Genomic DNA, 22,751 nt, shown 5'->3' with positions numbered 1-22,751 from the left:
GGGTGCGCGGGGGCCGGACGGGTGCGGGACAGGCGGGCGGGCGACGGTGGCGCGGGGCGGGTCCGACTGGTAGATCTTGGTCCCGAACGGCGGATCGCGTGGGACGGCCACGCCCGCCCCGAGGACGAGACGGAGCCCCGGATGCCCTCCCGCCCGGTCCGGACCGCGCGTGCCGCCAGGACGGTCACGGTGGCGGCCCTGCTGCTGGCCGCCGCGATCGCGTGCGGGGACGGCCGGGGCGACGGGCGGACGGCGGCGGTGGCCCCGCAGAACCCGGCCTGGGACCGGGTCGGCACGCTCTCGGTGCGCAGCCCGCAGGGGCCCCGGGCGTGCACGGCGAGCGTGGTGCAGAGCCCCCGGCGCAATCTGCTGGTGACCGCCGCGCACTGTGTGGAGAACCACCGGATCGGGCTGCTGGACGGCCTGGTGTTCACCCCCGGCTACCGCAACGGGTACTCGCCCTACGGGAGTTGGCCGGTGGAATCGATCACCGTCGACCCGCGCTGGTCCCTGGACGCCGACCCCGAGTACGACGTGGCGTTCGTCACCGTGGGCTCGGTGGGCGGGCGGCAGGTCGAGGAAGCGGTCGGCGGCAACCCGCTCGGCACCGACCAGGGCTTCGGCCTCGCGGTCTCGGTCACCGGCTACCCCAACGAGGGCGACGAACCGATCACCTGCTCGGGCGTGACCGCCTCGCAGAGCCCGACCCAGGAGCGCTTCGACTGCGCCGGCTACACCGACGGCACCAGCGGCAGCCCCTGGCTCACCACCAGCGGCCGGGTGATCGGCGTGATCGGCGGCTACCAGGAGGGCGGCGAGACGCCGGGCACCTCGTACAGCATCACCTTCGACGAGCGGGTCGCCGACCTCTTCCAGCAGGCCTCGGCGTGAGCGGCGCGAACGGCGTGAGGCGGCTCACGCGGGCCGGACGGCCCCCCGGGGCAACACGAAGGCCCCCCGGTCTACCGAGGGGCCTTCGCTCTGAGCAGTCACCGGGCGGACCCGGCGCAGCTCCCGCATTTGGACTCGAACCAAAAACCTGCCGGTTAACAGCCGGCTGCTCTGCCAATTGAGCTATGCGGGATCGCGGTACACGACTCCCGTACCACGTCCGGGCGACCGGCCCCAGGGGCCGCCACCCGAGCTCCCCCAATTGGACTCGAACCAATAACCTGCCGATTAACAGTCGGCTGCTCTGCCAATTGAGCTATGGGGGATCGAGCTTCCCGCTCCGGCTCCCGGTCTCCCGGGCTCCTCGGCGCTCGCTGCGGGACATACATTAGCGCACTCGGGGGGGTGCTCCGCCAATCGCTTTCCCCGGCCGCCACCGGGCGCCCCCGCCCGGCGCGTTCCCCGCGCGCCCGGGGCACCGTCCGTGGATGCTGGGGGCACCGACGGTTCACCGTCCCGGCAGACGGGTAGGGCAATGCGGCAATGGCCGCCAGGAGAGGGTGGAATCCGACCATGTGGAAGCTGTCGTTCGGTGTCGGACTCGCGACGGGCTACGTCCTGGGAACGCGGGCGGGGCGCCAGCGGTACGAGCAGATCGCCAGGATGACCCGGCAGGTCGCCCAGAACCCCACGGTGCAGGGCGCGGCCGGCAAGGCCCGGCAGCAGGCCGGCGCCGTCGCCGGGAAGGCCGCCGGCGCGGTCGCCGGCAAGGTCGGCGACCGGCTGCCCAACGCCGTCACCGACCGGGTGCCGTACTTCACCCGGGCCAGGACCGAGGACGACAGCTGGGGCACCTACCGGCCCTGACCGCCGTCCCGCACCGGTCCGGCGCCGGTCCCGGCCCCGCCGGCAGCCCTCCGTGACGGGCGGGTGAGCAGGCGGTGACGCCCGGCCGGACGGGGGCTCCCGGGCGCGGTACCGAACGGGCAACACTTGCCCGGCCGGACCGCGTCCGGGAGCCCGCTGAGGCATGATCTCGACTATGGCCATCGTCGCGGGTATAGACAGCTCGACCGGTAGCACCCGGATCGTCGCGTGCGACGCCGGAACCGGCGCGGTCCTGCGCTCCGGCAAGGCACCCCACCCCGTGTCCGACGACCCGGACGCCCGCCCCGGCGAGACCGACCCGCAGCTGTGGCTGCACTCGCTCGGCGACGCGGCGGCCGGCGGCCTGCTGGAGGGCGTCCGGGCGATCGGCGTCAGCGCGCAGCAGCACGGCCTGATCGGCCTGGACGCCGGCGGCGTGCAGGTGCGCCCGGCGATCCTGTGGAACGACCCGCGCTCCAGCGGCGCCGCCGCCGCCCTGCTGGACGAGCTGGGCGGCCCGGCGGCCTGGACGGCGGCGATCGGCGCCGTCCCCAGCCCCGCGTACACCGTCGCCAAGCTGCGCTGGCTCGCCGAGTTCGAACCGGCCAGCGCCCGGCGGATCGCCGAGGTGCTGCTGCCCCACGACTGGCTGGTCTGGCAGCTGCTCGGCCACCCCAAGCGCCGCACCACCGACCGGGGCGACGCCTCCGGCACCGGCTACTGGTCCCCGATCACCGGCGAGTACCGGCAGGACCTGGTCGAGCTGGCGCTCGGCCACGAACTGAAGCTGCCCGACGTGCTCGGCCCCGCCGAACCCGCCGGCCACACCCCCGAGGGCCTGCTCATCTCGGCCGGCACCGGCGACAACATGGCCGCCGCGCTCGGCCTCGGCCTCGGCCCGGGCGACGCGGTGGTCTCGCTCGGCAGCTCCGGGACGATCTTCGCCGTGCACGAGCGGGCCGTGGTGGACGCCACCGGCCTGGTCTCCTCCTTCGCCGACGCCACCGGCCGCCACCTGCCGATGGTCGCCACCCTGAACGCCGCCCAGGTGCTGCGCTCCACCGCCGCCCTGCTGGGCCGCGACCTGGAGGGCCTCAGCGATCTCGCCCTGCAGTCCTCCCCCGGCGCGTACGGCCTGGTGCTGCTCCCCTACCTGGACGGCGAGCGGACGCCCGCGCTGCCGCACGCGGCCGGCACGCTGACCGGGCTGCGGGCCGAGTCGATGGCCCCTCAGCACCTGGCCCGGGCCGCCGTCGAGGGCATGCTCTGCAACAGCGCGGACGCCCTGGACCTGCTGCGCGCCCGCGGCGTGGAGGTGAAGCGGGTCTTCCTGCTGGGCGCCGCCGGGCGGCTGGCGGCGGTGCGGCACGTCGCGCCGCAGCTGTTCGGCGTCCCGGTGGTCGTCCCGCCGCCCGGCGCGCACGCGGCGCGCGGCGCGGCGCGGCAGGCCGCCTGGGCACTGGCCGGGACGCCCGAGCCGCCGCGCTGGGACCTGCCGGAGGCCGTCACCGTCGTCCCGGACGCCGAGCACGACCTGCCGGTCGGGTCGGCGGTCCGCGCGCAGTACCGGGCCGCCCGTGAGCAGATCCACCCGGAGACGGCCGGCTGAGACGGGCGTCAGGGCGCGGGGGACGGCCCCGGGACGGTTCCCGGCGGCCCCGGAGGCCCCGGAGGCCCCCGGAGACGGCCCGGCGGATGAAGATGCGTCACCCGGCGACCGGTGGCAGCGTGGGAAGCGACGCGTCCACCGGACGGAAGGGCGGCAGGATCCCATGGCACTGCACAAGGGCGCCGGCGACGACCGCCGGCTCACCGTCACCCCGTTCCTCGGCACCGCCGCCGACCCGCTCGGCGCGATGGAGCTGTCGCCACCGCTGCACCGGCTCGCCGACGGCCCCGTCCCGGCCGACACCACGTACCAGCTGATCCACGACGAGCTGCTGCTGGACGGCAACGCGCGGCTCAACCTGGCGACCTTCGTCACCACCTCGATGGAGGTGCAGGCCACCCGGCTGATGACCGAGTGCCTCGACAAGAACATGATCGACAAGGACGAGTACCCGCAGACCGCCGAACTGGAGCGGCGCTGCGTGTCGATCCTGGCCCACCTCTGGAACGCCCCCGACCCGGACTCCGCCGTCGGCTGCTCCACCACCGGCTCCAGCGAGGCCTGCATGCTGGCCGGCCTCGCGCTCAAACGGCGCTGGATGCGCCGCAACGCCCACCGGTACGCGGCCGGCGCCCGGCCCAACCTGGTGATGGGCGTCAACGTGCAGGTCTGCTGGGAGAAGTTCTGCACCTTCTGGGAGGTCGAGGCCCGGACCGCGCCGATGGACGGCGAGCGCTTCCACCTCGGCCCGGAGCAGGCGGTGGAGCTGTGCGACGAGAACACCATCGGCGTGGTCGGTGTGCTCGGCTCCACCTTCGACGGCTCCTACGAGCCGGTCGCGGAGATCTGCGCCGCGCTCGACGACCTCCAGCGGCGCACCGGCCTGGACGTCCCGGTGCACGTGGACGGCGCCTCCGGCGGCATGATCGCGCCGTTCCTGGACGAGGACCTGCTCTGGGACTTCCGGCTGCCCCGGGTCGCCTCCATCAACACCTCCGGCCACAAGTACGGGCTGGTCTACCCGGGCGTCGGCTGGGCGCTGTGGCGGGACCCCGAGGCGCTGCCCGAGGAGCTGGTGTTCAAGGTCAACTACCTGGGCGGCGACATGCCGACCTTCGCGCTGAACTTCTCCCGCCCCGGCGCCGAGGTGATCGCCCAGTACTACGTCTTCCTGCGGCTCGGCCGCGCGGGCTTCCGGGCCGTCCAGGGCGCCTGCCGGGAGGTCGCCGGGTACCTGGCCGACGGGATCGAGCGCCTCGGCGGCTTCCGGCTGCTGACCCGGGGCGACCAGCTGCCGGTGTTCGCGCTCACCACGACGGACGAGGTCCCGTTCGACGTCTTCGACGTGTCGCGGCGGCTGCGCGAGCGCGGCTGGCAGGTGCCCGCGTACACCTTCCCGGCGAACCGGGAGGACCTCGCGGTGCTGCGGGTGGTCTGCCGCAACGGCTTCACCCGCGACCTCGCGGACCTGCTGCTGGGCGACCTCGAACGGCTGCTGCCGGAGCTGCGCCGCCAGCCGTTCCCGCTCCAGGAGCTCGGGGTGCCGGCCCGCACGGGCTTCCACCACTGACGCGTCGCCGCCCGAGGGGCCGTCCGCGCCGGCGGACGCCCGCGGGCGCGGAGGTGGTCGCGGCGGGGAGGGCGCAGCACGAGCGCCCTCCCCGCCGCGCGTCCCTGCGGCCCGGGGCAGCCTCCCCCCGTGGAGGCTGCCACGCACCGGTGGGGGCCAGGGCACGGCGGGTGCCGGGCCGTCGAGAACGGTCCCCGGACGAAGGACCGGGGCGGCGAACCGCTCCGGCCGGAAGAACGATGCCCTACGGCCATATGAATGTTCGAGCCTCTCCCGGTGTTGTGAGACACTTCCGTCCGTCTCAGCGCCAGGACCTGGGTTTTGGGACGCCGGGCCGGCCAGGTTTGAGACGCGAAGCCGCCCCCCAAGGCCCCGGGCGGCGCCCCGCCGGGTGCCGTCCGTTCCAGCCCCGCCGCCCCGCCCGCCTCGCATGTTTGGAAGAGACCGCATGGGTTCCGCCTGGAAGCAGCTGCCGGACGACCTCTCCGAGCCCGCCAAGCGCCTGACGGAGGAACTGCGCACCGTCAAGGACACGACCGGGCTCTCGCTCTCCGAACTGGCTGCCCGGACCCACTACAGCCGGGCCTCCTGGGAGCGCTGGCTGAACGGCAAGCGGGTCGTCACCGAGCAGGCGCTGGAGGCGCTGATCGGGGCCGTGGAGTGCGACGGTCCGGCACTGCGGGCGCTGTGGGCCGAGACCGCGGCCGCCGGGACGGCGCCGGGCGAGGCGGAGCCGGCGGGCGGCGACGCGGCGGACGCCGTGGCCGAGACCGGTGCCGAGGCCGGTGCCGAGACCGGCTCCGGTGCCGGTGCCGAGGCCGAGGTGGACGCGGAAACCGGCGCGGAGACAGGAGCCGTGCCGGAGGCCTCGGCGGCCGCCCCCGCCGGGCGCCGGGTGCGGCGCCCGGTGGCCCTGGTCGCCGCCTCGGTGGTGGTGGCGCTGCTGGTGGCGCTCGTCGGCACGCGGCTCGTCTCCTCCGACGGGGACGACACCACGCCCACCGCCGCCACCGTGCCGCCCTCCGCCCCGGCGAGCGGCACCTCCCCGGCGTCCGCGCCGGCCGCCGTGCCCGCCAACCCCGCCCCGCCGGTCCCGGCCTGCCAGGCGCTCGGCTGTACGCACAAGGATCCCAAGGTGACCGGCTGCGGCGGGGACGCCCGGACCCTGCTGACCACCAACGTCGGCAAGGTCGTCGTCTACCTCCGGTACAGCCAGAAGTGCCAGGCGGCCTGGGCCGCGATCACCGAGGGCCAGCCCGGCGACCGGGCGACCATCACCACCAGCGCCGGCGAGTCGGAGACCGCGCTGATCCACTGGGGGTACGACAACTACTCGTGGATGGTGAACGCGGCCGACCCGGCGGTCACCTTCCAGGTCTGCGGGCAGCGCAAGGAGCCCGAGGGCGCCTCCTGCACGCCCTCGACCTCGGACCTGGCCCGGACGGTCGCCTCGACCCCGATCCCGCCCGGCCCGGCCACCCCGCCGCCGGCCACCACCGACCCGGCCCAGCCCGCCCCGGCGAGCCCGTCGGCCCCGGCGGCCCCGTCCGGTCAGCCGTCCGCGGCGAGCCGGCCGAGTTCGCCGGGCCGGTCGAGCTAGTCGAGGTAGCCCCGGAGCTGGGCGGAGAAGGCATGGTCGCGGAGCTTGACCAGGGTCTTCGACTCGATCTGGCGGATCCGCTCCCGGGTGACGCCGAAGAGCACCCCGATCTCCTCCAGCGTGCGCGCCCGCCCGTCGTCCAGGCCGTAGCGGAGCTGCACCACCTGGCGCTCGCGCTCCCCGAGGGTGTCCAGCACCGCCTCCAGGTGCTGACGCAGCAGCAGGAAGGCGGCCGACTCGGCGGGTGAGGCGGCGTCGGCGTCCTCGATGAGGTCGCCGAGCGCGACGTCGTCCTCCTCGCCGACCGGGGTGTGCAGCGAGATCGGCTCCTGGGCCAGCCGGAGCAGCTCGCGCACCCGGTCCCCGGTGAGTTCCAGGACCGCCGCGATCTCGGCCGGGGTCGGCTCGGTGCCGCGCTCCTGGAGCAGCGCGCGCTGCACCCGCACCACCCGGTTGATCAGCTCGACCACGTGCACCGGCACCCGGATCGTGCGGGCCTGGTCGGCCAGCGCGCGGCTCATCGCCTGGCGGATCCACCAGGTCGCGTAGGTGGAGAACTTGTAGCCGCGGGCGTAGTCGAACTTCTCCACGGCCCGGATCAGTCCGAGGTTGCCCTCCTGGACCAGGTCCAGCAGGGTCAGCCCGCGGCCGACGTAGCGTTTGGCGACCGAGACCACCAGACGCAGATTGGCCTCGATCAGCCGGCGCTTGGCCTGCCGGCCGGCCGCCGCGAGCAGGGCCAGTTCGCCGGCCAGCCGGCCGGTGGGCGGCGGTTGGCGGTCCAGCCGCTCCTCGGCGAACAGGCCGGCCTCGATCCGGCGGGCCAGCTCGACCTCCTCGGCGGCGGTGAGCAGCCGGATCCGGCCGATCTCGCGCAGGTACTGGCGCAGCAGGTCGGCCGCCGGGCCGCCGGGTTCGGCGCCGGGCCGTTCCGCGGGCGCGTCGGCGGTGTCGCCGTCCTCCCCGGAGGCACCGCCCGCCTCCTCGGCGCCGTCGTCGTCCTCGGCGTCGGGATGTCCGGGTGGCAGGCCCTGGGCGGGCACCCGGGCGGCGGCGTCGTCCGGGAGCGCTCCCGCCCGGCCGTGGTCCTCGGGCGGAGCGTCCTCGGCCCGGGCACCGTCGGGCGGCGCGGGCGGGGCGGGCGGGTCGGTGGTGGGCTGGGCGGCGGTCGCGGCAAGGCCTCGGTCCACGGGCATCCCCTCGGGGCGGGCGCGACTCTGGCGGACCCGCGCTGAACGGAGGTGGGACGCCCTCCAGTGTGCGGCACGCCACACTCCGTGGCCGAGACTCGTGCGCGGACTTTCTGAACGCGGCCCTACAGGGCGGCGGCGCCCCCGCTGCGCAGCGACTGCCCGTACTGCTGGAGCTGCCACAGCTCGGTCTGCACCGCGTGCAGCTCCTCCGGGGCGGCCCGGTTGCCGAGCCGCTGGAGGTGGGCGCGGACCTCGTCGACCCGCCGGTCGACCGCCAGCAGCCGCAGTTTGACCAGGAACTCGCCCGCGTAGACGGCGTCCGCCTTGCGGCGCGAGCGCACCGGCTCCACGGTCAGCTCGGTGACCAGCGAGCGCACCCGGTCGTCCGGGCAGACCTCGCGCACCACGGCGGTGAAGTCGGCCAGCGTGGCCCCGTACGCGGCGCCGCCGGCCTGGCCGATCGCACGGCGCACGGCGGTGTACGGCGGGGTCGGGAACTCGTCCTCGCCGTAGTTGTCGAAGGCCGGCGCGACCAGGTCCGGGTGCTGCAGGGCCAGCTTGAGCAGCTCGCGCTCGACGAACTGCGCCGGGTCGCGCGGGTTGACCACGAAGGCGGGCCGGGCCGGGCGGACCGGCTGCGCCGGCTCGGGGCGGCGCAGCCGGTCGCCCCCGCGCGGGTTCTGCTGGCGCTCGCGGTCCCAGCGGGCCAGCTGGGCGACCCGGCGGACCACGAACGGCTCGTCCAGGATGCCGAGCATGCCGGCCAGCCGGACGGCGTACTCGTGCTGGATCGAGCGGTCCTTGATCTTGGCGACGATCGGCGCCGCCTCCTCCAGCGCCGCCGAGCGGCCCTCCGGGGTGTCCACCCGGTGCTTGGCGACGGCCGAGGTGAGCGCGAACTCGAAGAGCGGGACGGGGTTGTCGATCAGCTCGCGGACCGCCTCGTCGCCCTTGGCCAGGCGCAGCTCGCACGGGTCCATGCCGCCGGGGCTGACCGCGATGGAGGTCTTGGCGGCGAACTTCTGGTCGTCCTCGAAGGCGCGCAGCGCGGCCTTCTGACCGGCGGCGTCGCCGTCGAAGGTGAAGACGGTCTCGCCGCGGTACTGGGAGGTGTCCATCAGCAGCCGGCGGATGATCTTGATGTGGTCCTCGGCGAAGGCGGTACCGCAGGTGGCCACCGCGGTGGTGACCCCGGCCAGGTGGCAGGCCATCACGTCGGTGTAGCCCTCGACCACCACCGCCCGGCCCGACTTGGCGATCTCCTTCTTCGCCAGGTCGATGCCGTAGAGCACGTGCGACTTCTTGTAGATCGGCGTCTCGGGGGTGTTGAGGTACTTCGGCCCGTTGTCGTCCTCGCGCAGCCGCCGGGCGCCGAAGCCGATCACCTCGCCGGCGATGTCGCGGATCGGCCAGACCAGCCGGCCCCGGAAGCGGTCGATCAGGCCGCCGCGCTGGCCCTGCGAGGCGAGGCCGCCGAGCAGGATCTCCTTGTCCGTGAAGCCCTTGCCGCGCAGGTAGCGGACCAGGTGCTCCCAGCCGGCCGGGGCGTAGCCGACGCCGAAGGTCTTCGCGGCCTCCTCGTCGAAGCCGCGCTCGGCCAGGAAGCGGCGGCCGATCTCGGCCTCGGGCGAGACGAGCTGCTCCTGGTAGTAGGCGGCGGCCACCTTGTGCGCCTCGACCAGCCGGGTGCGCTCGCCCTGCTGGTGGCGGGGGCTGTAGCCGCCCTCCTCGTAGCGCAGGGTGATGCCCGCCTGGGCGGCCATCCGCTCGACGGCCTCGGCGAAGGTGAAGTGCTCGATCTTCATCAGGAAGGCGATGGTGTCGCCGTTCTCCTGGCAGCCGAAGCAGTGGAAGACGCCCTTGGAGGGGTTGACGTAGAAGGAGGCGGACTTCTCGTCGTGGAAGGGGCAGACACCCTTGTACTCGCCGCCGCCGCCGTTGGTCAGCTGTACGTAGTCGCCGACCACCGCGTCGATCGGCAGTGCGCTCCGCACCGCCTGTACGTCTTCGTCCCTGATCCGCCCGGCCACCCCGGAAGTCTACTGGGACGGCCGGGCCGGACGGCGGGGGCGAGGCGCCCCGGTTCCGGCCCCGGACCTCCCGGTGCGGTCAGCTCCGGTCCGGACCGACCAGCCGGGCGTGCAGGGCCAGGGCGGAGGCGTCGGTGAGGGTGGCGATCTGGTCGACCACCGTGCGCAGGGCGGCCCGGTCGTCCTCCGCCTCCCGGTACATCGCGGCGAAGACCGGGTCGAGCACCTCGGGGGCGCGCCGGGCGAGGACCTCGGCCAGCTCGGCGATCACGATCCGCTGCCGGGCCCGCAGCTGGGCCTGCTCGTCGCGCTGCATCACGTACCGGACGGCGACCGCCTTGAGCACCGCGCACTCCAGCCGGACCTCGCGCGGCACCACCAGCTCGGCCGCGTAGCGGGTGAGCCGGCCGGGGCCGTAGCGGGCCCGGGTGGCCTGCTCGGCGGCCAGGCAGAACCGGCCGATCAGCTGGCTGGTGAGGTCCTTGAGCCCGGCGCGGGCGCGGGCGGTGCCGTCGTAGGAATCCGGCCACCACTCCTGGGCCAGCAGCCGGTCCAGGGCGGCCGACAGCTCCTCGGGCCCGGCGTCCCGGGCGTAGCGCCCGGCGACCTCGAACAGTTCCTCGCGCTCGCCCGGGGCGCGCAGCGCGGCCGGGTCGATGTGGCCGGCCTGGAGGCCGTCCTCGACGTCGTGGGTCGAGTAGGCGACGTCGTCGGACCAGTCCATGACGGTGGCCTCGAAGCACCTGCGCCCGGCCGGGGAGCCGGTCCGCAGCCAGCGGAAGACCGGCAGGTCGTCGGCGTAGACGCCGTACTTGGGGGAGGCCGGGTCGGCGGGGTGGGCGCCGTGCGGCCACGGGTACTTGGTGGCGGCGTCCAGGGCGGCACGGGTCAGGTTGAGACCCACGCTGCGGCCCGGCCAGGGGGCCAGCCGGGCGGGCGCCTCGTCCTGCGGGGCGAAGCGCTTGGGCTCCAGACGGGTCAGGATGCGCAGCGACTGCGCGTTGCCCTCGAAGCCGCCGCAGGCCTCGGCGGCCTGGTCGAGCGCCTCCTCACCGGTGTGGCCGAACGGCGGGTGGCCGATGTCGTGGGCCAGGCAGGCGGTCTCCACGAGGTCCGGGTCGCAGCCGAGGGCGGCGCCCAGCTCGCGGCCGACCTGGGCGCACTCCAGCGAGTGGGTCAGCCGGGTGCGGGGGAAGTCGCTGCGCATCGGGGCGACCACCTGGGTGGTGCCGGCGAGCCGGCGCAGGGCGGCGGAGTGGAGCACGCGGGCGCGGTCGCGCTGGAACGCCGTGCGGCCGGGGCGCTTGTCCGGTTCGGGAACCCAGCGGGCCTCGGCGGCGCGATCGTACGGGTTCAAGGTCGGGGCGGCGGTGAGGCGGTGCGCGGTGTCGTCCATATGACCCTCACGGTACGCCGCGGCGGTGACACCGGAAGTGTGCCGCGCGCGACGGCGCGCGGGCCGGGGCGTGAACCCTGAGGGTCCGTCGTCGGACCCCCGTCCGCCGGCGCCCGGAGGGGCCCGCGCCGGTCAGCCGCGGACCGCCTTGAGGACGGCCGCGGCGGCGCCCTCCTGGCCCTTGGCGTTCGGGTGGATCGCGGCCAGGCCGGGCGCCGGGAACGGCGGCTCCACCCACCGGGCGCCCTCCCCCGCGCACATGTCGTGGCCGGCCGACGGCGCCGCGAGGTCCACGAAGACCGCCCCGGCCGCCTCCGCGCGCTTCTTGAGCATGGCGTTGAGCTGCTGTTCCTTCTCCACCAGGAAGCCCAGGTCCCCGCCGGCCACGGTCGAGCCCAGCACCGGGAGGCAGCTCGCCGGATCGGCGGGCAGCAGCGACGGGTAGCCGACCACGTACACCCGGGCCTGCGGGGAGCGGCGCTTGATCTCCTCCAGCTGCCGGCCGAGCCGCTCGCCCGCGCTGTCCACCTTGCGCTGCACCTGGTCGCCGCCGTCCGCGGTGCCGTAGGAGTCGCGGCAGGGCGCGGCGGCGCGCTCCGAGCCGACCAGGCCCTTGAACGCGTCCACCAGGTTCTCCCTGGCGCACTGGCCGACGACGTCCATGAAGCCGGCGTCGTTGCCGCCGATGCCGACGGTCACCAGACGGGTGGCCGTGGTGAGCGCGTCCAGTTGCGGCGGGTTGCTGCCGCCGTCGGTGTTCTGGGCACCGCTCAGGTCGCCGGTGCGGGCACCGCTGCAGCTGACGTCCCGGAACCGCTCCCCGGTCAGGCCGAGCGCCTGGGCCACCAGGGACGGGTAGTTGACCGCCGACCGGGAGCAGCCCTTCGGCTCGCCCGCCTGCGGGCTGATCTTCAGGCCGGCCGTGTAGGAGTCGCCGAGCGCCACGTACGGGCCGGTGGGCGTGGGCGTCGGGGTGGCCGCGGCGGCGGCCCGCGCGGGCGCGGAGCCGTCCGCGGCGGCGGCGACGGTCGCGGAGCCGGTCGAACCGGAGCAGCCGGCGACCAGCAGGGCGGCGAGGCCCGCGCCCACCGCGCCGGTGAGCGCGGTGGTCGGGCGTACGGAAAGCGGCACGGGATCCCCCCGGGTAGGAGCCGGTGATCTTCCTACGACGGCCCGTCCCCCGGGCACCGCAGGGCCCAACGGACGGGCGCGCCCGATCGCTCCCGCCCGGGGCGGTGACTTTCCGGCGCCGGCGCGGTTCCTCCGGGCCCGGTCCGCTCCCCGATCCGGGGCTACTCCGGACCGCGCTCGTGCTCGGCCAGGAACTGCTCGAAGCGCCGGCCCAGCTCGTCCGCCGACGGCAGGTCCGTCGGCTCGGCCAGCAGGCTCTCCCGGCCCTCGGCACCGGCCACCGCGTCGTACTGGCCCTCCATGCCGCGGATCGCCGAGCGCAACTCGCCGTCGCCCTGCGCCAGCTGCTCCTCGATGTCGGCGTACACCACGTCGACCCGCTCGCGCAGCAGGGTGCCGGGCAGCACCAGCCCGGTCGCGGACTGCACCGCTTCCAGGATCTGCACCGCGGCCGCCGGGTACGCCGAACGCGCCACGTAGTGCGGCACGTGCGCGGCGAAGCCCAGCACGTCGTGCCCCGCCTCAGCCAGCCGGTACTCCAGCAGCGCCTGGGCGCTGCCCGGCACCTGGGCCTGCTCGAACCACTGCGGGTAGCCGGCCGCGAGGTCCAGCCGGTTGCCGTGCGGCGTCAGGCCGACCGGCCGGGTGTGCGGCACGCCCATCGGGATGCCGTGGAAGTCCAGGCTCAGCCGGACGTCGAAGCGCTCGACCAGCTGGCGCACGGCGGCGACGAAGCGCTCCCACTCGACGTCCGGCTCCGGGCCGGTGAGCAGCAGGAACGGCGAACCGGCCGTGTCGTGGACCAGCTGGAGCAGGATCTCCGGCGGCTCGTAGGACGACCAGTGCTCGCGGTCGAAGAGCATCGCGGGGCGGCGGGCCCGGTAGTCCACCAGGCGGTCGTGGTCGAAGCGGGCGACCACCTGCGGCGCCCCGGTCTCCAGCAGGTGGGCGACCACCTGGGCGCCCGCCTCGCCGGCGTCCATGAAGCCCTCGAAGTGGTGGAGCAGCACCAGGCCGGCACCGGTGTCCGCCAGCGCGGCCCTCGCCGCGGCCACGGCGGCCACACCCTGTTCGTCCAGCTCGTACAGCGCCTGGGGATCACGCACCGCTCACCCACACCCCGTTTCTCTCCTCGTCGCGGTTCGCCGCGTCCGCTCCCCCGCGCGTCGGCGCGCGCGGGAGGGCTCGTGCCCGGCTCTCCTCGTCCAGCGTGCGGGGCGCCGCCGGAATTCCCGGCGGGCCGGGACGTTTGCCCGGACCGCCCGCGGCGGGCCCCCGGCCGGCCGGTCCGGCCATGATCGCACCCGCCTCGAAAGGCCCAGGTCAGCGGGGAGCGGACGGGCGCGACGACCCGTCCGGGCGCTGTCCCGGGGGCCATTCGTGTGCCGCGAAGTGACGCACCGCCTTCTGACGGGTATCGTCCTCTCGCTGCCTCGCATCGTCGCGTCGTCGTCACGTCGTCCGTAACGCCGTCGACCACGTCCCGGACCGGTGTTCGGCCAGCCACCCACGACGCATCTTGCCTTCACCTGGCCGCCTGCTTCCCTTCGCGCACTCGTTTCCTCCTCGGCCATCTCGCGGACGCACACTGTCCCCTCGCTCATCCCGCCGGACCGGTCCGTGGACCCGTGTCCGTTCCGGCACCGCGCTGCCCGTCTCCGGGCCGTCGCTCCCCGCTCCGCTCGACCGGACCTCCGGCGTGCGCGGGCACCGGTGGGCGCGCTCCGGGGCGGGGCGAACCAGTCATCGCTCGCCCGCGCCGCACCCCGGCACGGGCCAGCGCCCTCCGACCGATGAAGGACCGAAGGTTCCGTGCCCGTACCTGTCATCCTCACCGGCCGCACCGTGCGGCTGGAGCCCCTCGCCGCGCACCACGCCGAGGCCATCGCCAAGGCCGGCGCCGAGGACCGTACGACCTACGCCTTCACCCCCGTCCCGCACGGCCTGGAAGCGGCCCGGGAGTACGTCGCGCGCGCCCTGGCCGACCAGGCCGCCGGCCGGTCGCTGCCGTTCGCCACGGTGAACCAGGCCGACGGCCGGGTGGTGGGCTCCACGCGGTTCCTGGAACTCGACTACTGGCAGGGGCCGCTGGTCTGGCCGCCGGTGCCGGGCGTGCCGTTCGGCGATCCGGACACCGCCGTCCCGGACGCCGCCGAGATCGGCAACACCTGGCTGTCGCCGCGCGCCCAGGGCACCGGCATCAACACCGAGGCCAAGCTGCTGATGCTCCGGCACGCCTTCGAGGTGTGGGGCGTGCAGCGGATCTCGCTGCGCGCCGACGCCCGCAACCTGCGCTCGCGCACCGCCATCGAGCGGCTCGGCGCGACCTCCGAGGGAGTCCGCCGGGCGCACTCGCGCGGGCTGGACGGGGTGGTCAGGTCGACCGCGTTCTACTCGATCCTGGACGACGAGTGGCCGGCCGTCCGGGACATCATCGAACTGCGGATCGCCGCCGCCACCTCGCCGAGCGCCCCGGACCCGGCGATCAACCAGGAGTGCCTTAGACACGGCGGCGGCGCCGGGCACCTGATCACCGCCTGACCGTCAGGACCCGAGCGGCTCCCCGGTGGCGGCGGCCCGCAGCAGCCGTACCAGCAGGCCGCTGCCCCCGCCGTCGCGCGGCCCGGGCGCGCGGTGGGGACAGGTCTCGACGACGGCGGACACCGGGCGCCAGCCCTCCCGGCCCGGGGCGACGGCCAGCTCCCAGACGGGGTGGCCGTCGCGGCAGAGCCGCAGGGCGCCCCCGCCGGTGAGGACCCGCCAGCCGCGGTCCGGCTCCGCGCCGGTCCGCAGCGCCCGCCACTGGGCGTCCGTCCACACCACGTCCGGCACCGGGCAGGAGCGCGGCACCAGCATGTCCGCGCCGCCCCGGCCGCCGGGGACGCCGGGGACGCTCCCGGGCTCCGGGAACGCCCAGGCGGGCAGCGGCTCGCGGGCGGCCAGCCAGGCCGCGGGGATGCCGGCCGTCCCGGTGTGCGCGGCCACCACGCCACCGGTGATCGCGGCGACGGTGTCCATGTCGCCGCCGGCGGCCACCGCCTCCCAGACCGCCGCCGGGTAGTCGGCGAGCCGGCGGGCCGCGCACCACAGCGCGTACGGGACGGTGTCGGCGGCGCTGGTGCGGCTGCCGTTGCCGAGCACCCGGGCGGCGCGCTCGGAGTCCGGCTCGGCGAGAAGGGCGATCGCCTCGGTCAGGCCGTCGTGGACGGCGCCGCGCGGGGTGAGCCGGCGGACCTTCTCCAGGAAGTTCTCCGGCGTCATCCGCGTGGTCCGGGCCCGCACCGCGAGGGCCGCCGCCACCGCGACGGCGATCGCGCCGTCCACGGCCTGCGGGTGGGTGTGGGTGATCAGCGCCGACTCGGCGGCCGGGCGCACCGCCCGCACCGGGTCGGCCGCGTACGCCGCCCCGAGCGGGGCGACCCGCATCGCGGCGCCGTTGCCGTACGAACCCCGGCCGTCGAACAGCCCGGCGGCCAGCGCCGTCGCGTCGCCGCCCTCCCGGATCAGCCGCAGCAGGCGGTTGGCGGACGGGCCGTAGCCCCGGTCGAAGTCGTGCCGGCGGGCGAAGGCATGGGTGAGGTCGAACACGTCGATCCCGCCGCGCTCGGTGTGCGCGGCGTACACCGAACACGCCATCTCGGTGTCGTCGGTCCACGGCCAGCAGCCGGGCGGAGCCGTGCGGGCGGTCAGGTGGGTGCGGGCGGTGGCGGGGACGAAGAACTGGGCGCCGAGGGCGTCGCCGACGGAGAGGCCGTTGAGCGCGTCGAGCGCCGGGCCGGTGTGAGGAGTCGTCATCGCGGACAAGCCCACCCTCCGCACCGCCCCGCGTCAACCTCGTTTGACCGGACGGCCCCCCGGCGGGCGACGTTCCGCATACCGCCGATCCGGGCGGGAACCACCGGGGCATGACCAGCGCCGGCTCCCTCGTCGACCCCCTGCTGCTGCTCGGCGCCGACCAGCAGCACATCGTCACCCGCGCCCAGCTGCGCCGGCTCGGCGTGCCGTCCGGCACCATCGCGCACCGGCTGCGGCCCGGCGGGCCCTGGCAGCGGGTCCTTCCCCGGGTGATCTGCCTGCAGACCGGCCGGCTGACGGTGCGCCAGCGGCTGCGGGCCGCCGTCGCCTACGCGGCTCCCAAGGGGCTGCCCGCGCCACCCGGCGGGGAGGTGCTGCTCACCGGCGTGGCGGTGCTCGCCGACGCCGGACTCCCCTCGGCCGGGCACCCGGCGGACCTCACCGCCGTGGACGTGCTGATCCCCGCTCGGCGCAGGGTCGCCGACCGGGCCTTCGTGCGGATCCACCGGGCGAGCGGACCGATGCCCGGCGGCTTCGAGCGCGACGACGGCCTCTGGAGCACCTCGGTCGCCCGGGCACTGGCGGACCTCGCGCCCCGGGAGAGCGGACGGCACCGGTTCCGCGCGCTGTGCGCCGAGGCCGTCCAGCGCCGGCACTGCGAACTCGGCGAGCTGCTGGACCAGTTGCTGGCCCGGCCGGACGTGCGCGAGCTGCCCCGGCTGGCCTCGGTGGTGGAGGAGCTGACCGCCGGGGTGCGCTCGGTGGTCGAGGGCGAGGCGCGGGACGCGGTGCGCGGCGCCGGGCTGCCCGAGCCGCTGTGGAACCCGGTGCTGTTCCTGGACGGGAGGTTCCTGGCCGTGCCGGACGCCTACTGGCCGTCGGCCTGCGTCGCGCTGGAGATCGACTCCCGGGCCTGGCACCTGCGGCCGGCCGACCACGAGCGGAGCCTGACCCGATCCAACCGGCTGACCGCCGCCGGCCTGCCGGTGGTCCGCACCACCCCCGTCCAACTGCGCCGGGACCCGGGCCCCGTGCTGCACGAACTGGCCGCGCTGCTCGCGTCCGGCCCGCACGGCCCGCACGCCCGGATCAGCTGGCGCCGGGCCCGCTGACCGGCGCGGGCCCCGCCCCCGTCCTGGAACCCGGCGGCCGGTGGTAGCCGGTCTGCCGGGCGGCGGCGGCCGAGAGCCGCCCGAGGTTGTCCGGATCGAAGGGGCTCGACGGCGGGGCCGCCGGGACGCTCAGCAGCGGGCGTCGATCTCCTGGAAGGTGCCGTAGTGGTCGGCGGTCCAGTACTGCTCGCCGGAGTCGCCGGTGACCACGCGGCGGGCGCCGCGGTCGGCGGAGCCGGGGGTCACGACGGTGAACTCGTGGTAGTAGCCGGAGGCCTTGCGCGGGAGGCGGTTCTCGCGGTTCTCGAAGACGATGCCGTCCGAGCGGTAGGGGTAGGGGCCGCCCTTGGCGATCAGGCCGAGGGTGTCGCGGGCCTGGCCGGGCAGCGTGGTGCGGCAGACGTCGGCCATCGCCGGGTCGGTCGGCACCCAGCCGGTGGCGGAGCCGGCCGCGGGCGGGGTGGCCGGTGCGGAGGGCTTGGGCGCGCTCGGCTTGGGTGCGCTCGGCTTCGAAGCCGAGGGGCCGCTCGACGCGGCGGCCGGTCCGGTGGAGGTCGCGGCGGCCGTGGGCGTGCTGTCGCCGGTGCCGTCGGACACGACGTAGCCGACTGCGGCGGCGATCGCGCAGAGCAGCACGGCGAGGACGGTCCACAGGCGGTTCTTGCTGGTCATGGATTCCAGCTTGGCAGCCGGCGGCCCCGTACCCGGCGAGCCACACGCGTGGCCGCGGCCACATCCGGGCTCTCGGGCACGGCACGGGGAAGGCCGCGCGGCTCGCCCCGGCCTCTGGAAAAGCCGCGCGGCCGGGGCGGGTACGGACGCCGTTGTCCGTTCCCGCCCCGGCCGCTCTCACGTACGCCGGTTCTCCTGCGCCGAGCTCCGGTGTACGCCCCTCCCCGATGGAGGGGACACGGTCAGCGGTCGCGCCGGGCCGGGGGGCTCGGAGCCCCCCGGCGTTTTCAGCGCGAGTCGCTGCCCGCGGACTCGATGGCGGCGCGGCCGGCCTCCAGGCGCGCCACCGGGATCCGGAAGGGGGAGCAGGAGACGTAGTCCAGCCCCACCTCGTGGAAGAAGTGGACCGAGTCCGGGTCGCCGCCGTGCTCGCCGCAGACGCCGAGCTTGAGGTCGGGGCGGGTGGCCCGGCCGGCCTCGACGGCGTGCTTGACGAGCGAGCCGACGCCGTCGCGGTCGATGGTCTCGAACGGCGAGACCCCGAAGATGCCCTTCTCCAGGTAGGCGGTGAAGAAGGAGGCCTCGACGTCGTCGCGGGAGAAGCCCCAGACCGTCTGGGTGAGGTCGTTGGTGCCGAAGGAGAAGAACTCGGCGGCCTCGGCGATCTGGCCGGCCGTCACGGCGGCGCGCGGCAGCTCGATCATGGTGCCCAGCTTGATGTCCAGCTGGACGCCGGTGGACTGGGCGACCTCGGCGAGCACGCGCTCGCACTCGTCGCGGACCAGCTCCAGCTCCTGGACGGTGCCGACCAGCGGGATCATGACCTCGGGGCGCGGGTCCCCGCCGGCCAGCTTGCGCTCGGCGGCGGCCTCGGCGATGGCCCGGACCTGCATGCCGAACAGGCCGGGGATGACCAGGCCGAGGCGCACGCCGCGCAGGCCGAGCATCGGGTTCTGCTCGTGCAGCTTGTGCACCGCCTGGAGCAGGCGCAGGTCGTTCTCGTTCGGGTCCTTGCGGGCCTCGGCGAGGGCGACGCGCACCGACAGCTCGGTGATGTCCGGCAGGAACTCGTGCAGCGGCGGGTCGAGCAGGCGGACGGTGACGGGCAGGCCGTCCAGCGCCTGGAAGAGCTCGACGAAGTCGCCCTTCTGCATCGGCAGCAGGGTGGAGAGCGCCTGCTCGCGGTCCTTGTCGTTGTCCGCCAGGATCAGGTGCTCGACCTCCTTGCGGCGCTCCTCGCCGAGGAACATGTGCTCGGTGCGGCACAGGCCGATGCCCTGGGCGCCGTAGCGGCGGGCGCGCGAGCCGTCCTCGGCGTTGTCGGCGTTGGCGCGCACGGCGAGCCGGCGGCGGACGTCGGCGTGCGACATCAGCCGGTGCACGGCCTGGACCAGGCCGCCCTGGACGTCGGCGCCGGCGTGCAGGGTGCCCTCGAAGTACTCGACCACCGGGGAGGGCAGCACGGGTACCTCGCCGAGGTAGACCTTGCCGGTCGCACCGTCGATGGAGACGATGTCGCCCTCTTCGAGGACCAGGCCGTCGGCGGTGGTCATCCGGCGGCGCTTGGTGTCGACCTCCAGCTCCTCGGCGCCGCAGACACAGGTCTTGCCCATGCCGCGGGCGACGACGGCGGCGTGCGAGGTCTTGCCGCCGCGCGAGGTGAGGATGCCCTCGGCGGCGATCATGCCGTCCAGGTCGTCCGGGTTGGTCTCGCGGCGGACCAGGATGACCTTCTCGCCGGAGCGCGACCACTTCACCGCGGTGTAGGAGTCGAAGACGATCTTGCCGATGGCGGCGCCGGGCGAGGCGGCGAGGCCCCAGGCGATCTGCTTGGACTCGGCGTTCGGGGCGAAGCGCGGGAACATCAGCTGGGAGAGCTGGCCGCCGGTGACCCGCATCAGGGCCTCGTCCAGGTCGATCAGGCCCTGGTCGACCAGCTGGACGGCGATCCGGAAGGCGGCCGCGGCGGTGCGCTTGCCGACCCGGGTCTGGAGCATCCAGAGCTTGCCGCGCTCGATGGTGAACTCGATGTCGCAGAGGTCGCGGTAGTGGTTCTCGAGCTTCTGCATGATCGCCATCAGCTCGTCGTACGACTTCTTGTCGAGCTTCTCCAGCTCGGACAGCGGCAGGGTGTTGCGGATGCCGGCGACGACGTCCTCGCCCTGGGCGTTGGACAGGTAGTCGCCGTAGACGCCCTGGGTGCCGGTGGAGGGGTCACGGGTGAAGGCGACACCGGTGCCGGAGTCCTCGCCGAGGTTGCCGAAGACCATGGTGCAGACGTTGACCGCGGTGCCCAGGTCGTTCGGGATGCGCTCCTGGCGGCGGTAGAGCCGGGCCCGGTCGCCGTTCCAGGAGTGGAAGACGGCGTGGATCGCGAGGTCCATCTGCTCGCGCGGCTCCTGCGGGAAGGCCCGGCCGGTCTCGCGTTCGACGATGCCCTTGAACACCCCGACCAGCCGCTTCAGGTCCGCGGCGTCGAGGTCGAGGTCGTTGGCGGTGCCCTTGGCGTGCTTGGCCTCGTCCAGGGCCTCCTCGAACAGCTCGCCGTCGACGCCCAGCACGGTCTTGCCGAACATCTGGACCAGGCGGCGGTAGGAGTCCCAGGCGAAGCGCTCGTTGCCGGACTGCGCGGCCAGGCCGGCCACCGAGGCGTCGGAGAGGCCGATGTTCAGGACGGTGTCCATCATGCCGGGCATGGAGAACTTGGCACCCGAACGCACCGAGACGAGCAGCGGGTTGTCGGCCTGGCCGAGCTTCTTGCCCATCTCGTGCTCGAGGGCGTCCAGATGGGCGCTGATCTCCTCGTGCAGCGAGGTGGGCTCGCTGCCGGTCTCCAGGAAGACCTTGCAGGCCTCGGTGGTGATGGTGAACCCCGGGGGAACCGGAAGGCCCAGGTTGGTCATCTCGGCCAGGTTCGCGCCCTTACCGCCAAGAAGATCCTTGAGGTCCTTGTTTCCTTCAGTGAAGGAGTAAACAAACTTCTGCTGGGACGCCACGGGTCGGTCTCCTCGCACACGGTTGCCCTGACGCCGGAGAACATACCCATTTCGAAGGCGCTCCCGCGCCGCCAATAGGGCGTACGTCGTCAGGATCGGCAAGTAACCCGCTAGATCGAATGCCCTGAATCGTGTTCACCTCTGGTGGTGAAATCGTCCGGTTGACGCTAGCGAGTGTTCAAGTCTTGAAGGCGGCGAAACCGGAAGATCACATCACCGGAACGCACGGTAGCCGCGGACCCTCCGGGCTGACGGACCGGCTTGATTTCCTGCACCCTCAGTGCCCGATCCGCCACCGCTCCCCTTCGGGAAGCGATCCGCCCCCGACTTGTTCATTTCGTCCTGTCGGCCACCTCCGACCGCCAGGGTATGTGGCCAGCGTCACGAGCGCATCTCATCGTTCGAGCGTAGGCCCGCTGCGCCCTTCGTCGCACAGCGTCCAGAAATGAGTCCGCTCCGTGATGTCCTGCTGCCAAAAAGGAGCCCTCTTGGCCAGATCGGCGAAGAGGGCTGGGACGCCGCGGCAATCGACCCGGAGGGGTCAATTTTGCCAATGCGTAGTGGTCAGCCGCCAGAAGTGTCCGATTCGGCATCCTCACCCGGTCGGGCGCAGTCATACGGATCGTCCAACCAGCCGTCCGGCAGAACGACCCGGTTGTTGCCGCTGGTCCGCCCGCGGGGGCCGTCCGCACCGGCCGGCCAGTCCTGGGACTGCTCCACCAGGGCGAGGGTTTCGGCCAGTTCGGACAGGGAGGAGGAGTTGGCCAGCTTCACCCGCAGCTCCGAGCCCACCGAGAAGCCCTTGGTGTACCAGGCGACGTGCTTGCGGAAGTCGATCACGCCACGGGCCTCGTCGCCCAGCCACTCGCCGAGCAGCTGCGCGTGCCGGACCATCGCCCGCGCCACGTCGGCGAAGGTCGGGCGGGCGTAGTCCACCTCGCCCTCGAAGATCGCCACCAGGTCCTTGAACAGCCACGGCCGGCCCAGGCAGCCGCGGCCGACCACCACGCCGTCGCAGCCGGTCTCGCGCATCATCCGCACCGCGTCGTCCGCCGACCAGATGTCCCCGTTGCCGAGCACCGGGATCCCCGCAGGGACGGACTCGCGCAGCCGGGCGATCGCCGACCAGTCGGCGGTGCCGCCGTAGTGCTGGGCGGCGGTGCGGCCGTGCAGGGCGATCGCGGAGACGCCCTCCTCCGCGCCGATCCGGCCGGCGTCCAGGTAGGTGAGGTGGTCGTCGTCGATGCCCTTGCGCATCTTCATGGTGACCGGAAGGTCACCGGCGTTGGCCACGGCCTCGCGCAGGATCTCGCGCAGCAGGTTGCGCTTGTACGGCAGCGCCGAGCCGCCGCCCTTGCGGGTCACCTTGGGGACGGGGCAGCCGAAATTGAGGTCGATGTGGTCGGCGAGGCCCTCGTCGGCGATCATCCGGGCCGCCTTGCCGACGGTCACCGGGTCCACCCCGTACAGCTGGATCGAGCGCGGCTTCTCGCTCGGGTCGAACTTGATCAGCTGCATCGTCTTGGCGTTGCGCTCGACCAGGGCCCGGGTGGTGATCATCTCGGAGACGTAGAGGCCCTTGCCCCCGCTCTGCTCGCGGCACAGGGTGCGGAACGGCGCGTTGGTGATGCCGGCCATCGGCGCCAGCACGACGGGCGGCCAGACCTGCAGCGGGCCGATGGACAGCGGCGCGAACTCGCCGCCGGCCGGGCGGACGGGGCCGCGCGCGGTGGCGGCCGCGGTGGTGTCGCCGTCGGCGGGGCCGGTCGCGGTGGCGGTGGCGGTCGCGGTGCTCGGCTCGGTGGGTGCGGGCGGGACTGTCATGCGCGGCTGACCTCGGGGACGGCGGGTGGGGGACTCTTCATTGTCCCCCACCCGGCCGAGCCGCC

Annotated in this window: 16 protein-coding genes and 2 tRNA genes; 7 read left to right on the top strand and 11 right to left on the bottom strand. The window is 74.5% G+C overall.

Annotation, left to right across the window (positions count from 1 at the left end; all coding sequences use genetic code 11):
• Window positions 1–141 precede the first annotated feature (141 nt).
• Entirely contained in the window at window positions 142–891 is a 750-nt protein-coding gene (locus ABT093_RS21220; protein WP_350566449.1) for a trypsin-like serine peptidase, read from the top strand.
• Window positions 892–1,011: 120 nt separating this feature from the next.
• On the opposite strand, the gene ABT093_RS21215 is transcribed toward ABT093_RS21220, so the two are convergent.
• A tRNA-Asn gene (locus ABT093_RS21215) sits at window positions 1,012–1,084 on the bottom strand.
• A 60-nt stretch (window positions 1,085–1,144) separates the two neighbouring features.
• Window positions 1,145–1,217, bottom strand: a tRNA-Asn gene (locus ABT093_RS21210).
• Window positions 1,218–1,464: 247 nt separating this feature from the next.
• On the opposite strand from ABT093_RS21210, the gene ABT093_RS21205 reads away from it, so the two are divergent.
• The 4 genes from ABT093_RS21205 (at window position 1,465) to ABT093_RS21190 (ending at window position 6,537) form a co-directional block, all read left to right on the top strand.
• Entirely contained in the window at window positions 1,465–1,758 is a 294-nt protein-coding gene (locus ABT093_RS21205) for a hypothetical protein (protein WP_350566447.1), read from the top strand.
• A 175-nt stretch (window positions 1,759–1,933) separates the two neighbouring features.
• Window positions 1,934–3,367, top strand: coding sequence for an FGGY family carbohydrate kinase (locus ABT093_RS21200; protein WP_350566445.1), 1,434 nt, complete (start codon window positions 1,934–1,936; stop codon window positions 3,365–3,367).
• A gap of 163 nt (window positions 3,368–3,530) precedes the next feature.
• Window positions 3,531–4,937: a glutamate decarboxylase gene (gad, locus tag ABT093_RS21195; protein WP_350566443.1), complete on the top strand. Its 1,407-nt coding sequence runs from the start codon at window positions 3,531–3,533 to the stop codon at window positions 4,935–4,937.
• A 448-nt stretch (window positions 4,938–5,385) separates the two neighbouring features.
• Entirely contained in the window at window positions 5,386–6,537 is a 1,152-nt protein-coding gene (locus tag ABT093_RS21190) for a helix-turn-helix domain-containing protein (protein ID WP_350566441.1), read from the top strand.
• Here ABT093_RS21190 and ABT093_RS21185 read toward each other — a convergent pair.
• From ABT093_RS21185 to ABT093_RS21165, 5 genes are all read right to left on the bottom strand, one after another.
• Window positions 6,534–7,733, bottom strand: coding sequence for an RNA polymerase sigma factor (locus ABT093_RS21185; protein WP_350566440.1), 1,200 nt, complete (start codon window positions 7,731–7,733; stop codon window positions 6,534–6,536). The genes ABT093_RS21190 and ABT093_RS21185 overlap by 4 nt on opposite strands.
• Before the next feature lie 119 nt (window positions 7,734–7,852).
• Window positions 7,853–9,760, bottom strand: coding sequence for a DNA primase (dnaG, locus tag ABT093_RS21180; RefSeq protein ID WP_350566438.1), 1,908 nt, complete (start codon window positions 9,758–9,760; stop codon window positions 7,853–7,855).
• A gap of 79 nt (window positions 9,761–9,839) precedes the next feature.
• On the bottom strand, window positions 9,840–11,156 hold the full coding sequence (locus tag ABT093_RS21175; protein ID WP_350566436.1) for a deoxyguanosinetriphosphate triphosphohydrolase: 1,317 nt from the start codon (window positions 11,154–11,156) through the stop codon (window positions 9,840–9,842).
• Window positions 11,157–11,288: 132 nt separating this feature from the next.
• On the bottom strand, window positions 11,289–12,287 hold the full coding sequence (locus ABT093_RS21170; RefSeq protein ID WP_350566434.1) for an SGNH/GDSL hydrolase family protein: 999 nt from the start codon (window positions 12,285–12,287) through the stop codon (window positions 11,289–11,291).
• Between the two features lie 161 nt (window positions 12,288–12,448).
• A complete protein-coding gene (locus tag ABT093_RS21165; protein ID WP_350566432.1) occupies window positions 12,449–13,393 on the bottom strand; it encodes a PAC2 family protein in 945 nt (314 codons plus the stop codon).
• A gap of 706 nt (window positions 13,394–14,099) precedes the next feature.
• On the opposite strand from ABT093_RS21165, the gene ABT093_RS21160 reads away from it, so the two are divergent.
• Window positions 14,100–14,828 carry a GNAT family N-acetyltransferase gene (locus ABT093_RS21160; protein ID WP_350566430.1) on the top strand — a complete coding sequence of 243 codons (729 nt, stop codon included), beginning with the start codon at window positions 14,100–14,102 and terminating at the stop codon, window positions 14,826–14,828.
• A gap of 3 nt (window positions 14,829–14,831) precedes the next feature.
• Here ABT093_RS21160 and ABT093_RS21155 read toward each other — a convergent pair whose 3' ends face one another.
• A complete protein-coding gene (locus tag ABT093_RS21155) occupies window positions 14,832–16,082 on the bottom strand; it encodes an ADP-ribosylglycohydrolase family protein (RefSeq protein ID WP_350566428.1) in 1,251 nt (416 codons plus the stop codon).
• A 110-nt stretch (window positions 16,083–16,192) separates the two neighbouring features.
• Here ABT093_RS21155 and ABT093_RS21150 point away from each other — a divergent pair, with 110 nt between their 5' ends.
• Window positions 16,193–17,194 carry a putative endonuclease domain-containing protein gene (locus ABT093_RS21150; RefSeq protein ID WP_350566426.1) on the top strand — a complete coding sequence of 334 codons (1,002 nt, stop codon included), beginning with the start codon at window positions 16,193–16,195 and terminating at the stop codon, window positions 17,192–17,194.
• A gap of 129 nt (window positions 17,195–17,323) precedes the next feature.
• Here ABT093_RS21150 and ABT093_RS21145 read toward each other — a convergent pair whose 3' ends face one another.
• The 3 genes from ABT093_RS21145 to dusB form a co-directional block, all read right to left on the bottom strand.
• Window positions 17,324–17,866, bottom strand: a complete 543-nt coding sequence (locus ABT093_RS21145; RefSeq protein WP_350566424.1) for a ribonuclease domain-containing protein — start codon at window positions 17,864–17,866, stop codon at window positions 17,324–17,326.
• Between the two features lie 287 nt (window positions 17,867–18,153).
• On the bottom strand, window positions 18,154–20,862 hold the full coding sequence (gene ppdK / locus ABT093_RS21140) for a pyruvate, phosphate dikinase (protein WP_350566422.1): 2,709 nt from the start codon (window positions 20,860–20,862) through the stop codon (window positions 18,154–18,156).
• 564 nt (window positions 20,863–21,426) lie between these two features.
• Window positions 21,427–22,500, bottom strand: a complete 1,074-nt coding sequence (gene dusB / locus ABT093_RS21135) for a tRNA dihydrouridine synthase DusB (protein WP_502884272.1) — start codon at window positions 22,498–22,500, stop codon at window positions 21,427–21,429.
• Window positions 22,501–22,751 lie beyond the last annotated feature (251 nt).

The sequence above is a fragment of the Kitasatospora sp. NPDC002551 genome (genome assembly GCF_040296005.1).
GTDB lineage: Bacteria > Actinomycetota > Actinomycetes > Streptomycetales > Streptomycetaceae > Kitasatospora.
This window is presented reverse-complemented; position numbering and strand designations above follow the sequence as displayed.